This window comes from Desulfovibrio sp., assembly GCF_035644575.1.
GTDB lineage: Bacteria > Desulfobacterota > Desulfovibrionia > Desulfovibrionales > Desulfovibrionaceae > Desulfovibrio.
On the sequence record NZ_DASQOG010000084.1, the window covers coordinates 1 to 14,639 of the forward strand.

Consider the following 14,639-nt stretch of genomic DNA (forward strand, 5'->3'; position numbering starts at 1 on the left):
GTGCGGGTCGCTGCGACCACGCCGTTATAACCTGAAACATATCCCCCCGGAGGGAAGCATGCCTGTACAGAATTGGATGACCACCGATGTTGTCAGCGTTGGCCCCGATACATCGCTGCTCAAAGTGGGCAAGCTCATGAAGGATCACCACATCCGCCGCATCCCGGTTGTTGATGAAAACGGTCAGGTCGTTGGCATTATCTCTGACCGCGACGTGCGCGACGCCTCCCCCTCCAAGGCCACCACACTCGACATGTACGAAATGCACTATCTGCTGGCCGAGCTGAAGGCCAAAAACATTATGACGGCCAAGCCCATCACCGTCAAACCGACCGACACTGTCGAGCAGGCAGCCCTGATCATGCTGGACAACAAGGTTGGCGGCCTGCCCGTTGTGGACGACAGCGGCAAGCTTGTGGGCATTATTTCCGACCACGATGTTTTCAAAGCCCTGGTGGACATCACCGGCGCGCGCATGGGCGGCTTGCAGTTTGCCATAGAATTGCCCGACCAGCCCGGCACGGCGCGCCCCCTGTTTGATCTGCTGCGCGCACACAACGCCCGTTTGCTCTCGGTGTTGACCGTATCCAATGCCGATGGCAACCGCCATCTGTTCATCCGGGTACGCGACCTTGAAAATTCCAAGGCCGAGCAGGAGCTTATGGACGGAGTAGGCAAGCTCGGCAAAGTGCTCTATTGCCAGCACTAAATCCCTACAATTTAATCATATTTATCCTATGGCATCTGAATTACTCAAGAAAAGCCGCAACAAAAAAAGTGGGGCAAGAGCAAAAAAGATGCACAGGACTTGCCATCAAAAATTATTTGTGTCATAAGGACTCTCGTTGTGATTGCGGTATGCTTTCGCGCCCAACGGAGGAATTCGGCCGGAAATATCCGGTTGTGAAACGCCTGGGCGTCCGCCCCGGCGAGGTTGAGCAATAGCTGTCCAAGGAGGACACACGCATGGCTGAGATCACCTATAAAGGTAAAAGCTTTGAAGTTGACGAAGACGGTTTCCTTCTGCGTTTTGACGACTGGTGCCCCGAATGGATGGACTATGTGAAGGAATCCGAAGGCATCTCTGAGATCAATGCTGATCACCAGAAGATCCTTGACTTCCTGCAGGACTACTACAAGAAGAACGGCATCGCCCCCATGGTCCGTATTCTTTCCAAGAACACCGGCTACAAGCTGAAGGAAGTGTACGAACTCTTCCCCTCCGGCCCCGGCAAAGGCGCCTGCAAAATGGCCGGCCTGCCCAAGCCCACTGGCTGCGTGTAGTCCAGCCGCAACATTTTGGAAAAAAGCGGAAGGGAAACCTTCCGCTTTTTTTTGCCCATACCGCCCTGCGCGGGCATGCGCCGCCCATACCGTGCGCCGCGCCCGCCGGGGCTTGCCTTTCCGGCAACATTTCATATCTTCTCATCAGCCCGCGCTACGCTCCCCTCCCTTTACGCCGGGCCAAAAAAACGGTATCGCCCTGCCATGAAAATTCGTCTGTCCCTGAAAAAATGCGCCCTCTGGTTTATGGGCATCGTTATAGTCTGCGGCCTTCTGGGCGGCGGTGCGGTGACCATGCTTTTTTACTGGGCCTCGCGCGACCTGCCCGACCTGAACCGTATCGCCGAATACAAGCAGCCGCAGGCTACTGTCGTTCTGGCGCGTGACGGCTCAACCCTTGGCACCCTCTATCACGAAAAGCGCTTTGTCATTGGCCTCAAGGACATGTCGCGCTATCTGCCCATGTCCTTTCTGGCTGCGGAAGACGACGCGTTCTACAGGCACATGGGTATTGACCCCGTAGCCATCGCGCGCGCCGCCATCAACAACTTCCGCAAGGGACGGCAGGGCGAGGGCGGCAGCACCATTACCCAGCAGCTCATCAAGCAGTTGCTGCTCACATCCGAGCGCAGCTATACCCGCAAGATGAAAGAGGCCATTCTGGCCTATCAGCTTGAAAGAAACTTCACCAAGGATCAGATCCTTACCATATATCTCAACCAGATATACCTCGGTGAGCACGCCTTTGGCGTGGAGTCGGCTGCCCGCACCTATTTTGGCAAGCACGCCTCTGACATCACCCTGGCCGAAAGCGCCGTCATCGCGGGCCTGCCCAAGGCCCCCAGTTCTTACAATCCCTTCCGCAGGCCGGAAGAAGCCAAGAACCGGCAGATGTACGTGCTTGGCCGTCTGCGCGACCTCAAGTGGATCACCCAGGCCGAGTATGATCAGGCCGTGGCCGAGCCGCTGGTCTACTGGAGCATGCCCGAAGGCATGGGCGGTGCGGCGCAGTGGTATCTTGAAGAAGCCCGCCGCCTGCTGGTGGAATTTTTTACGGAATCCAACCTCCGCGCTCTGGGGGTGGAAACCACCAAGTACGGCGCGGATTACGTGTATGAAGCGGGCCTGACCGTGCAAACCGCCATGGATCCCGCACATCAGACCGCGGCTGGCGCTGCCTTGCGCCGTGGGCTGGAAGAACTGGACAAGCGCCAGGGCTGGCGCGGCCCTGTGGAACAGCTTGACCCGGCAAAGCAAAAAGAATTTCTGGCGAAGAACCAGTTTTCTCCCCTTGATCTCGCTGGCGGCGACTGGGTGAAAGCCCTTGTGACCGCCGTGGACACCAAGGAAGTCAAAGTGGCGCTGGGCCAGGGCTATACGGGTATTGTGCCGGTTTCGGCCATGTCCTGGGCGCGCAAGCCCAACCCCAAGGTTGCGGCTGCCAACGCGCCAGCCATCAAAGACCCCCGCCAGGTGGTGGCGGTTGGCGATGTGATATGGGTTTCCGCCGAAGAAATCACGGTTACGGAAACCAACGCCAAGGGCCGCAAAGAGCAGAAAACCATTCCTTTTGATTCCTCTACGGTCAAAAAGAATACCCCCATCCATCTGCGCTTGCAGCAGGACCCGCTGGTGCAGGGGGCCATTGCCTCCGTGGAACCGCAGAGCGGCGACGTTGTGGCCCTTATCGGCGGCTACCAGTTTGGCGACAGCCACTTTAACCGCGCAACGCAGGCCCGCCGTCAGCCCGGCTCCAGCTTCAAGCCCGTGGTCTATTCCACGGCCATGGACTTTGGCTTTACGCCTGCCTCGACGGTGCTGGACGCCCCCTTTGTGTATGTGAACCCCTACACCAATGAAGTGTGGCGGCCTTCAAACTACGAGCATAACTACAAGGGCGAATTGCCCCTGCACACGGCTCTGGCCCTTTCGCGCAATACCTGCACCGTGCGCGTGGCGCAGCAGGTCGGCATAGCCAACGTGGTGCAGCGCGCCAAGGCTCTGGGGCTTGAACCGCACTTTCCGCAGGAGCTGGCCATCAGCCTCGGCGCTGTGGCCGTATCGCCGCTCAACCTTACGCAGGCCTACGCAGCCTTTGCCAACCAAGGGTTGGGGGTGCGCCCGCGCATCATCACCTCCATCAGCGATCCGCAGGGCCGGGTGCTCTACAGGCAGGAAGTGGAACACTGGCAGGCTGTCAGCCCCCAGAACGCCTACATTATGGACACCCTGCTCAAGGAAGTTGTCAATGCTGGCACCGGCGGGCGCGCCAGGATCGATGGCCGCATCATTGCGGGTAAAACCGGCACCACCAACGATGAACGTGACGCGTGGTTCATGGGTTTTTCGCCCTATCTCGTGACCGGCGTCTACGTGGGCTACGATCAGGTGCAAAGCCTTGGCCGTCTTGAACAGGGCGGGCGCACTGCCGCCCCCATCTTCCGCTACTACCGCAGTGAAGTGGAAGACCGGTATCCCAAGGACGACTTTGTGATGCCCGAGGGTATTGTGATGGCCGATGGCCTGGCCTTCAAGGCCGACCAGCCCATGCAGGGCGCATCAGCCACCTCCCCCACCACAGCCGATGGAACGGCAGTGGATACCTCGGAAGGCGGCGAAGACCTGATGCGCCAGATGTTCTAAACACAGAACTCGGAAGTCAGACATTTTAACGCCAGCGTCACGCACGGAATTGCACCAGCCGAGGGGCTATGCAGCTTCCGTGCGTGACGCGGCGCAGACAAGACCACCCGGCAAGAGCCGAAATTCCCATCCTGCAAGCGCTCCGGCGTGGTGCAGCCTGCCCTGCGGGGCTGGAGACCGCCATGAAACACCGCATCACCATGGCCGCCGGAAGCGAACCGGCGGATATACTCATCACAAACGCCAGAGTTGTTGATGTTTTTTCCGGTCTGGTGCGGCAGGATTCCGTAGCCATCGGCGATGGCGTTTTTCTGGGGTTCGGCCAGCGCGAAGCCCGCGAAGTGGTGGACGCCCAGGGGGCCTATCTGCTGCCCGGTTTCATTGATGCCCACATCCATCTGGAATCCAGCATGGTCACTCCGGCGCGCTTTGCCGAAATGGCCCTGCCCCACGGCACCACATCCGTGGTGGCCGACCCGCACGAACTGGCGAATGTATGCGGCACCGCGGCCTTGCGCTTCTTGCTTGCCAGCGCCCAAACCCTGCCCCTGAGCATCTTTCTGGCCCTGCCCTCATGCGTTCCCGCCACGCCCTTTGAAGACAGCGGCGCTGTGCTGCAAACCAAAGATCTGGCCCCCTTCATGGACGACCCGCACGTGGCCTCGCTGGGCGAAATGATGAACTACCCCGGCGTGCTCAACGGCGACCCGGAAGTGCTGGAAAAAATTGCCCTGAGCCGTTCGCGGCGCAAGCCCGTTGACGGGCACGCCCCGGCCCTGCTGGGCAGGGAACTTGACGCCTACCTGTGCACGGGCATTGCCAATACGCACGAATGCACCACCGCTGAAGAATTTCACCAGAACCTCATGCGCGGCTGCCGCATCTTTTTGCGTGACGGCTCCGCAGCACGCAACCTGCCTGCGCTGGCCCCGCTGGTCACGCCCGGCAACTGCCACCGCTGCGCCTTCTGCTGTGATGACCGCCACGCCTCCGAGCTGCTGACGGCGGGCCATATGGACGAAGTACTGCGCAAGGCCGTGGCTCTGGGCATGGACCCCGTCACCGCAGTGCGCCTGTGCACCCTCAATGCCGCCGAGGCCGAGGGACTGCAAGGCAAGGGGGCCATTGCCCCCGGCTATGACGCCGACTGCGTGCTGGTTGACGATCTGGCGTCCTTCAATGTGCGCATGACCTTTGCGGGCGGGCGACAGATTGCTGCGGAGGGCCGCATGCTCGCCCTGCTGGCGGATCCGCCCCTGAAGGATCTGACCAATACGGTACGGCTTGCGCCCCTGCCGGATGATGTGTTTGCGCTGCCCCTGCCATCGGGCCGTGCGCGGGTAATCCGCCTGCATCCCGGCTCGCTGGTGACGGATGCCGAAGAGCACAAGGTCACCTGCACCAATGGACTTTTTGACGCCCGCCAGAACGATGGCCTGTGCAAGCTGGCAGTTGTGGAGCGCCACAAGGCCACGGGCAAGGTGGGCGTGGGCATTCTGGCCGGATACGGCCTGCGCAACGCGGCTGTGGCAACCTCTGTCAGCCACGACTCGCACAATATTGTGGTCTGCGGCGATAACGATGCAGACATGCTGGCCGCCGTGCGCCGGGTTGCCGCCATGGGCGGCGGCATCGCCGTGACAAGTGAGGGCCGGGTTCTTGAGGAGCTGCCCCTGCCCGTGGCCGGGCTGATGACCCACGAAGCCCCGGAAACCGTGGTGCGCGCGCTGGATGCCATCCACGGCCTGCTGCACGGGCACGGCATTCCGGCCAATGTGGCTCCGCTCATGGCCCTGAGCTTCATGGCCCTGCCCGTGATTCCCTCACTCAAGCTGACCGCGCGCGGTCTTTTTTCCGTTGCCGACTGGCGCTTTGTTTCGGTAGACGCGGCAGCGCGGCCCTGAAGCATTTTTTTCTGACACCTGAGGGAAGCGCCCCTTGCGCGGCCCTGAAGCAGCTAATAAAGGAACCTCATGATTCCCTTCGGTACGCTTGTCGTCTATGTAACCCCCAAGGGCCGCCGCTATGTCAAACGCCTCGTTGAAGGCCAGGACTGGCACAGCAACGATGGCACCCTTGTTTCCGCCGATGTGGCGCAGGCCGATCTTGGCTCTGTGGTCTACACCAACCAGAATGTTCCCATTCAGGTGATGGAAGCCACCCTGTACGATCGGCTCAAGGGGCTCAAACGCCAGACGCAGATCATCTACCCCAAGGATATCGCATACATCTGTCTGCGCCTCGGCGCTGGGCCTGGGCGTACCATCATTGAGGCTGGTTGCGGTTCCGGCGGCCTGACCACGGGGCTTTCGTGGTTCTGCGGCCCCACCGGACACGTCGTGAGCCATGAGGCCCGCGAGGAATTCATGAAACTGGCGCGCCGCAACCTTGAGTGGGCGGGCGTGGGCGAAAATGTGGAGCTGCACAACCGCGATGTGGCCGAAGGCTTTGCCGTGACCGGCGCGGACGCGCTCTTCCTCGATGTGCGCACCCCCTGGGAGTACCTCGACCATGCCCTGGCCGCTGTGCGCCCCGGCGCAAGCTTCGGCTTTTTGCTGCCCACGGTGGATCAGGTGAGCAAGCTGCTGCTGGGCCTTGAGCGCGGCCCCTTTGCCGATGTGGAAGTGTGCGAGATTCTTATCCGCCGCTGGAAACCCGTGGCTGACCGCCTGCGCCCCGAAGACCGCATGACAGCCCACACGGGTTTTCTGGTCTTTGCCCGCCAGCAGAATCGCAGCGCGGATTTTGATTCGCGCAAGCCCATGGGCACGCGTGAGCGCAAGCAGGAAGCCGCCCGTCAGGCCCGCCTTGGCCTCACAGACGAAGCCCCTGAAGCTCTTGAAGGCGATATGGAATGAATCCCTGGGTAGCGCTCATTGTAGCGGGCTTGTGCGAGATCGGCTGGCCCCTCGGATTCAAGGTGGCGCAAACAGCGCCCGCCTGGCGTGTGGCGGCCATTTCTCTTTCCGTTGCCAGCATGGCCCTGAGCGGCTGGCTGCTTTTTCTGGCTCAAAAGCAGATCCCCATGGGCACTGCCTACGCCGTGTGGACGGGGATAGGCGCGGCGGGAACATTCATTCTTGGCGTTCTTGTGTTTGGCGATGCCCTTAACTGGGGCCGAGCGCTGGGCGTTGCCATGATTATCGGCGGCGTGGTTGTGCTGAAAGCAATGACGCCCTGATCCCGCAAGTAGTGCATATACGAAGGCCCGCCATTCGGCGGGCCTTCGCTTTTATTCTTCCCGGCATTGCCACGTGATGGAGCGACCCCACAAAAGCAGGAGCAGCACGCACAGGCTGCAGAGCGCCAGAGCCGGAGCAAAGCCGCCCAAGTATTCGCGCACCACGCCCAGCAGCAAGATCAGGCCCACATTCACGCAGTTGGCAAGCATGGACATGAAGCCGATGCCTGTTGCCGTGTGGCTGGCCCCTGCGGCCTCAATGGTCAGGGTAAAAACCGAGGCATAGGTGCCGCCGCAGCACACGGCCAGTGCAAAGGCGCAGGCCAGCAGCATCCATGTGCTGCCCGCCAGAGCCAGAAGCAGATAAAAAAGCCCGATGCCGAGCACAAGACCCACAAGCAGTTTCTGCTTGGGCAAGGCACTGCCAACCTCCCCGCCAGCAATCCGCGCCATCGTACCCGCCAGCAGCACAAGGCTTGTGGGCAATGCCCAGGCGTCTGCATTGCTGCTGCCTGCAACGGCCCCAGAACTTGCGCTGTCCGCCAGCATCACGGAAAGCCAGTTGCCCAGAGCCGTGATGGTGCCGAAAGAAAATCCATGGCAGCAGCCGATAAACCACAGCCGCCTGTTGCGCGCCACCTGCCCCAGCACGTGCAGCACATTGCCCGCGGAGGTCGGTTTTGTTCCGGTTTCGCGGCGTAACGGCGCAAGTGGCGGGCACAGGAGTGAAGCCAGCAAGGCCACGGACATGAGGCCACCCAGAATATAGGCCGCCGCCCAGCCATTTTCTCCAAAATATGGCAGCACAATAAAGGGAACCATTGTTCCCAGGCTGAATGCCGCGCCTTGCAAGCCTTGCGCCCTGCTCATGAAGGCCGGAGGACACAGTGTCTTGACGGCGGAAACCATTGAAAGAAACAGCAGGCCAGTAGCCAGGCCGATGAGCATGCGCATACACACGGCCAGAACCATGCTGTGCGGCAGGAGCAATGGCACAAAGCCGCCAGCGGCGCACAAAAAAGCCGAGAGCGCCAGTGTGCGCAGCGTGCCCAGCCTGTCCACCACAAGGCCCGCAGGAACCTGCACCAGCGTGTGCGCCCAAAAGGGCGCGCTGAGAAAAACACCAAGCCCTGCGTAATTAAGGCTGAAAAGACTCCTGAACTGCTCCGCCACGGCAGATACGTTCAGAAACATAAAGCCCATGCCCAGGCAGCCCAAGGCAGGAAGCCAGTAATAAACGGGAACCATGCAGCGTCCTTGCCGCGAAACAGGAGCAGGCGGGTTTTACCCCAGTCAAACAGCTATTTCAGGCGGTAACAGTTCTAAAAAACGGTTGCGCCCCAATGGAGCGCAACCGTGTGGGTGTATACCTCTGAACGCTGATCCGCAATGCCTGAAACAGGGGCCGTACCTAGCGTGTGATCCTGAAAAAACGCAGACGCAGGGCGTTGGTAACTACAGAAACGGAAGAAAGCGCCATGGCGGTGCCCGCCAGCATGGGCGAAAGCATGGGGCCGCCAAAAGCGTGCAGCAGCCCTGCCGCCACCGGCAGGCCGAGCACGTTGTAGCCGAATGCCCAAAAGAGGTTCTGACGAATGTTGCGCATGGTCGCTCGCGAGAGCGCCAGTGCCGTGAGCACTGCCTCCATGCCGTCCCGCATGAGCACGATATCGCCCGCCTCGGCGCTCACGTCCACGCCCGTGCCAACAGCCATGCCCACATTGGCGGCAGCCAGGGCCGGGGCATCGTTGATGCCGTCGCCCACCATGCCCACCACGTGGCCTTCATCCTGCATCCGCCGCACATAGGCGGCCTTGTCTGCGGGCAGCAGCCCTGCGGCAATTTCCTCCACGCCAGCCAGAGCCGCCACGGCTTTTGCGGTGCGCTCGTTGTCGCCCGTCAGCATGACCACGCGCACGCCCATGCCGCGCAGGGCCGCCACCACAGAGGCGGATTCGGGCCGCAGGGCGTCCGCAAGGGCCAGAATACCCGCAAGGCTGGTGCTTCCATTGATTTCAAGAGCCAGCAGCAAGGGCGTCTGCCCCGCCTCGGCCAACTGGGCCAGCTTTTGCTGCGCTTCTTCCGATACAGAGAGCCCGCGTTCCGTCATGAAAGTTCTGTTGCCCACGGCAAGGCCGTAGTCCACGCCATCTAGCTTCACCCGACCAGAAATTCCCATGCCGGGCGCTACCTGCACATCATCCACGGGCAGGGATGCGAGGTCGCGCTCCCTGGCCGCGCCCACAAGGGCCAGCGCCAGCGGGTGCTCAGAACGCGCCTCCAGCGAGGCGGCCATGCCAAGCAGCATATTTTCGTCCATGCCAGCAGGAGCTTCCAGCAGGGTCACGCCCGTCAGCTCGGGTTTGCCCGTGGTGAGTGTGCCTGTTTTGTCCACGGCCAGCACGCTGATATGCCCGGCCTGCTCCAAGGCAGCGCCGTTCTTGATCAGCACGCCAAGCTGCGCGCCCCGCCCCGTGCCCACCATGATGGACATGGGCGTGGCAAGGCCCATGGCGCAGGGGCAGGCCATGACCAGCACAGCCACAAAAATCGTCAGCGGTGTTGTGATGGGTTCAGAGCTGAACACAAGCCATGCAAGAGCCGCCACAAGGGCAATGACCATGACGGCGGGCACGAAATAAAAGCTTACCCTGTCGGCCAGACGGGCGATGGGAGCCTTGCTGCCCTGAGCCTCGCGCACCAGCCGTATGATGCGGGCAAGGCGGGTGTTGCCGCCCACGGTGTCAGCCACAAAGGTCAGCGAACCTTCGCCGTTAACACTGCCCGCCGCCAGCTTGTCCCCCGGCCCGATGGGCACCGGGATGGATTCGCCTGTGAGCAGCGACAGATCAACAGCGCTTTTGCCGGTCAGCACGGTGCCGTCAACGGGCACGCGCCCCCCAGGACGCAGCAGCAGATGGTCGCCCACGCGCACTTGTGCCAAAGGCGTTTCTTCCGGCGCGGCGGCGGCATCATCAGGATTGAGCCGCAGGGCAGTTTCCGGCGTCAGGCTCATGAGCGCGCCCATGGCGTCACCAGCGCGACGCTTGGCAACGGCCTCCAGATACTGCCCGAATTCAATCATGGTCAGCAGTACGGCGCAGGATTCATAATACAGGTTCATGGCGCGTGTCATAGGTTCGCTGCCCGCAAGCCCAAGCAGGGTGTTGCCAAGGCTGAACAAGAATGCCGCGCCTGTGCCCACTGCCACAAGACTGTCCATGGCCGGGGCCTTGCGCAGCAGTGCCTTGATGCCGTCCACATAAAAATGGCGGCCCAGCCACACCACGGGCAAGGTGAGTACAAGCTGCGCCAGCATGAAGGCGCGTGGCGAAAGGTGCGGATCAAGCGCCTGAGGCAATGGCAGGCCGAGCATGTGCCCCATGGAGATAACAAGCAGAGGTGCGGCAAAGGCAACCATGGGCAGCAGACGGCGCAAACGGGCCTGAATGTCTGCCGCAGCCCTGGCCTTGCCTTCTTCAAACTGGCGGGCGGCGTCATCGTCCGCAGCTGGGGCCGCTCTGAACCCAAGAGCGGCCACGCGCTCCATTATCCTTTGCTGCAAGTCGCTGTTCTGCCCATCGCCAGGCCACACTTCAGCACTGGCCGCAGCCAGGTTCACGCTGATCTTTTCCACCCCTTCCATGCGTCCCACCACCCGCTCAATGCGCGAGGAGCAGGCGGCGCAGTGCATGCCGCTGATGTCAAAACGCAGAGGGCAGGCTTTATCCGTAGTTGTACTCATGGGTTCTCCACTTGTCATTCCGTATGGCGGCGAGTAAGCTGTAGATGAAAATGAAAACTCTTTCCTGCATGGAGGATATGATGAAAACCCTGAAAGTCAATGGCATGCGTTGCGGCCACTGCAAGGCCGCTGTAGAAGAAGCTGCGGCAAAGATATCTGGCGTTGCCAATCCCCAGGTCAGCCTTGAGGATAAAGAGCTGCGCTTTGAAGAAGCCGGGCCTGTAGATATGCAGGCTCTGAAAACCGCCATCAGCAACATTGGTTTTGACCCTGAATAAGCTCACGGATCTGTGACAAGCATCACAGAGCTGCACCATTCGCGGCGCGCTGCCCGATTGCTGGTTTTCAGACCATGCACGGCGGCGCGCCCGTGTTTCATGCTGCTGCCTGTGAAATTTTTTGACGACGCCGCGCAGGCAAAGCTGCACAAAATTCCTTACCACATCACGTCGCCAGTTGCCCTAGCCTTGCGCGTTCAGAGTCCGGTCATCTTGCCGTTTTCTGCCGAATAGCGTAATTCTTGGCAGTCAAATACGGCCATTGATCCACTGCACCTTCAGCGCGAAACACCACAGGCATGCAAACACAAACCATACGCATCATCAGCATATTTTGCGAGGGCAAGGGCCGTTTTCAAGCCCTTCTGTTCTTTTTCCTGTGCTGTTTTTTGGCGACTGCTCCCGCAGTGGCGGCACCTGGCAACTTTGCGCTGGACTTTACAACAATCCGGCTGGGCGACGACGCGCCGGAACTGACGCAGGCCATCCCCGCAATAGTGCGCGCTGACGACACTGTTGCTGCAAACGCCAATACTGATGCCGCCGCGCTGCTGGCGGCTCCGGCTTCGCCAGTGGTGCTGGTGGTTGGCGGCATTCAGGGTGACGAACCGGGTGGATTTTCTGCCGCGACACTGCTGACCACGCACTACACCATCCGCAAAGGTGTGTTATGGGTGGTGCCGAACCTCAATTTTCCCAGCATCATCAAAAGGTCGCGCGGGCTGCACGGCGACATGAACCGGAAATTCGCCAAGCTCGACGACCGCGACCCCGAATTCGGCACCGTGCGCCGCATCCAGGAACTCATAAGCCACCCCCGTGTAGCGTTGGTGCTCAACCTGCACGATGGCAGCGGTTATTACCGCCCCACCTTTGAGGACAAGCTGCGCAACCCCAACCGATGGGGGCAGTCTGTGATCATTGACCAGGAAGCGCTTGACGGCGTGTTCATGGGTTCACTGGGGAATGAAGCCCGGCAGGCCGCAGAATCTGCCAACAGCAAGCTGCTCTCTCCGCAACACGCCCTGCACGTGCATAATACCAAAACTGCCGAGGGCGATCACGAGATGGACAAAAGCCTTTCCTACTATGCCGTGCGGCAGGGAAAGGCAGCCTTTGGGCTGGAAGCCAGCAAGGAATTTCCTGTTGAAGTACGCGCATACTACCATCTGCTGATGGTGGAATCGTTTCTTGCCCAGGCTGGAGTGGAATTTACACGCGGCTTTGCGCTTACGCCCGAGGGAGTGCGCGAAGCTCTGCTGGACAAGCTTGACGTCACTTTTGCAAACAACAAGGTCTTTCTGCCGCTGGAAGATGTGCGCCCAGCCATCAATCTGCTGCCGCTCTCCAAGGATGCTCCGGCACAGGCTGTCACATCCAAGCCAATCATGGCGGTGCTGCCCTGCGCCAAGGGCGAGGAAGGCCAGTACTGCGTGCACTATGGCAACCGCATGATCACGCTCATCCGCCCCGACTGGCGCGAAATGGATCACAGCATCACAAGTATGAAGGTGCTGGCGGACGGACGCGAGACCGAAGCCCCCTTCGGGCAGGTGCTGGAAGTGACCAAAAGTCTGCTCGTGCAGCCAGCGGAAGGCTACCGCGTTAACGCCATTGGTTATGACAGCGGGCGCAAGGACGAAAGCGGCGAGGTAATGACCCTCAAGGATTTTCAGTCCCGCTTTTCCGTTGACCGCCAGGGCAGGCTGTATCGCGTTGAAGTATACAAAGACCAACGATTCAGCGGCATGTTTCTGGTGCGTTTTGGTTCGGGCAGCAACCGCCTGACAAGCAAGGAAACTCCGTCCATTCCCAAGGACAGACTGCCCGACAAACCGGGGCAGGAATCAAATCTGGGGTTCTGAGCCGACCATGTCCAATCCTGAAATCTGCGTTGCTGGCGGCGGAAGCTGGGGCACAGCCCTGGCCCACCTGCTTGCAACAAACGGCTACAAGACCAGCCTTTGGCTGCGCGATGCCGCAGTGGCCGAGGCTGTGTGCAACCGACACGAAAACCCGCGCTATCTGCCGGGCTTTGCCCTGCACCCCAGCCTTGCAGCAACCACTGACCCTACCGTCATGGGCCGGGAAATCGTTGTACTGGCAGTTCCCTGCCAGCAGTTGCGGGGCTGGCTTGCCGCCAACGCCTCCTGCTTCCGCAAAAATGTGGTGCTGGTAAATGCCGCCAAGGGCATCGAGACCACAAATCTCGCTACCTGCGCAGAGGTGACGGAGCAGAGTCTTGGGCATCTTGCACCCCGTTACGCGGCGCTTTCCGGGCCGTCCTTTGCGGCGGACGTTCTGCGCGGCCTGCCTACTGCCGTGGTTCTGGCTACGGCGGACGAAGCTCTGGGGCACATGCTGCGACAGATATTTTCCGGCAGCTCCTTTCGCTGTTACTCCAGCACCGACGTGATGGGCGTTGAAATGGGCGGCGCGGTCAAAAATGTCATGGCCATAGCTGCTGGCGTCTGTGACGGCCTCGGCCTTGGGCATAACAGCCGCGCGGCGCTCATTACCCGTGGCCTTGCAGAGATGAGCCGCCTGGGCCTTGCCCGTGGGGCACAGCCGCATACCTTTATGGGGCTTTCAGGCCTTGGGGACCTCACCCTCACCTGCACGGGCGACCTTTCGCGTAATCGCCAGGTAGGCCTGCGGCTGGGGCGCGGTGAAAAGCTTGAACATATCACGACCAGCCTTGGCATGGTGGCCGAAGGTGTTAAAACCACAGCCGCCATTCACGAGCTTGCCCGCAGGCTTGATGTTGACGCGCCGCTTACGGACGCTGTGTACAGCATTCTGTATGAAGACAGCGACCCCCAAGAAGTGCTGCACAATCTTATGTCGCGCCGCCTGCGTGACGAATAGCGCAGTACACTCCACACCAGCATTGCACCACTCCATACAACATGCATCTTGCAGTGCAAAATGCTGTTTTCCCTTTCGCTGATGCAGCAAGACCAGGAGCTTTTTGGCAGCCCAAAGTCTGAGCCAAAGAGAGCTCTTTTGACCCGCTTCACTCCCCCATTTTTTCCCTCGGCAAAAATTTTTTCTTTTTTTTCGAGGGCTCAAATTTTTATTTCACATTCTTTGTGACGCTCACACACTGGTAAAATAAATCACAAAAAAGGTGACTGCGCGCAATGGAATTGCTATCAATTTCGGCGTGAATTTAACACGTTTTTCAAAATTGTATTACTTCATTTTTTGCGCGATCATCACCTTTTTACGATAGTTCAAAAAATCACATTTTAACATGGCGTTGTCATTGAATTTCACAACGTTGCACAATGCATAAGCGCTTTTTTGCACAATTTGTTTGTGCAATCAGTTAAATCAAGACTAACATACCGATTTCACAGCCTCCCAAAATCGCGCAAATAGCAAACCGTTTATTGCTCCCACCCTCACATTACCCATTTTGATACCATTTTTTGCAATCTACCTGTTCTTCTTGGAAGAGTTGTTGCTTGCAACGGTTTGCAAAGTGGGCTAAGCCAAAAAAACT

11 protein-coding genes are annotated in these 14,639 nt (G+C 59.8%); 9 read left to right on the top strand and 2 right to left on the bottom strand.

Annotation, left to right across the window (positions count from 1 at the left end):
* Positions 1–58: 58 nt before the first annotated feature.
* The 6 genes from VEZ52_RS04505 to VEZ52_RS04530 all read left to right on the top strand — a co-directional run bounded on the left by VEZ52_RS04505 (position 59) and on the right by VEZ52_RS04530 (position 7,108).
* Positions 59–709, top strand: coding sequence for a CBS and ACT domain-containing protein (locus tag VEZ52_RS04505; RefSeq protein ID WP_298994998.1), 651 nt, complete (start codon positions 59–61; stop codon positions 707–709).
* A gap of 257 nt (positions 710–966) precedes the next feature.
* On the top strand, positions 967–1,284 hold the full coding sequence (locus VEZ52_RS04510) for a TusE/DsrC/DsvC family sulfur relay protein (protein ID WP_022657697.1): 318 nt from the start codon (positions 967–969) through the stop codon (positions 1,282–1,284).
* A 204-nt stretch (positions 1,285–1,488) separates the two neighbouring features.
* Positions 1,489–3,927: a PBP1A family penicillin-binding protein gene (locus VEZ52_RS04515; protein ID WP_324835725.1), complete on the top strand. Its 2,439-nt coding sequence runs from the start codon at positions 1,489–1,491 to the stop codon at positions 3,925–3,927.
* A 182-nt stretch (positions 3,928–4,109) separates the two neighbouring features.
* Positions 4,110–5,831 (top strand): adenine deaminase, encoded by a 1,722-nt coding sequence (ade, locus tag VEZ52_RS04520; protein ID WP_324835726.1) that lies wholly within the window; start codon positions 4,110–4,112, stop codon positions 5,829–5,831.
* A 69-nt stretch (positions 5,832–5,900) separates the two neighbouring features.
* Positions 5,901–6,785: a tRNA (adenine-N1)-methyltransferase gene (locus VEZ52_RS04525; protein WP_240823654.1), complete on the top strand. Its 885-nt coding sequence runs from the start codon at positions 5,901–5,903 to the stop codon at positions 6,783–6,785.
* A complete protein-coding gene (locus tag VEZ52_RS04530) occupies positions 6,782–7,108 on the top strand; it encodes a multidrug efflux SMR transporter (protein WP_324835727.1) in 327 nt (108 codons plus the stop codon). Before VEZ52_RS04525 ends, VEZ52_RS04530 begins: the two co-directional genes overlap by 4 nt.
* 51 nt (positions 7,109–7,159) lie before the next feature.
* Here VEZ52_RS04530 and VEZ52_RS04535 read toward each other — a convergent pair whose 3' ends face one another.
* Both VEZ52_RS04535 and VEZ52_RS04540 read right to left on the bottom strand, forming a co-directional pair.
* Positions 7,160–8,356: an MFS transporter gene (locus tag VEZ52_RS04535; RefSeq protein WP_324835728.1), complete on the bottom strand. Its 1,197-nt coding sequence runs from the start codon at positions 8,354–8,356 to the stop codon at positions 7,160–7,162.
* 163 nt (positions 8,357–8,519) lie between these two features.
* Positions 8,520–10,853, bottom strand: coding sequence for a heavy metal translocating P-type ATPase (locus VEZ52_RS04540; protein ID WP_324835729.1), 2,334 nt, complete (start codon positions 10,851–10,853; stop codon positions 8,520–8,522).
* Positions 10,854–10,933: 80 nt separating this feature from the next.
* On the opposite strand from VEZ52_RS04540, the gene VEZ52_RS04545 reads away from it, so the two are divergent.
* From VEZ52_RS04545 to VEZ52_RS04555, 3 genes are all read left to right on the top strand, one after another.
* Positions 10,934–11,131, top strand: a complete 198-nt coding sequence (locus VEZ52_RS04545) for a heavy-metal-associated domain-containing protein (RefSeq protein WP_324835730.1) — start codon at positions 10,934–10,936, stop codon at positions 11,129–11,131.
* 299 nt (positions 11,132–11,430) lie between these two features.
* Positions 11,431–12,996, top strand: coding sequence for a M99 family carboxypeptidase catalytic domain-containing protein (locus tag VEZ52_RS04550; protein WP_324835731.1), 1,566 nt, complete (start codon positions 11,431–11,433; stop codon positions 12,994–12,996).
* Positions 12,997–13,003: 7 nt separating this feature from the next.
* Positions 13,004–13,999 (top strand): NAD(P)H-dependent glycerol-3-phosphate dehydrogenase, encoded by a 996-nt coding sequence (locus VEZ52_RS04555; RefSeq protein WP_324835732.1) that lies wholly within the window; start codon positions 13,004–13,006, stop codon positions 13,997–13,999.
* The last annotated feature ends 640 nt before the right edge of the window (positions 14,000–14,639 follow it).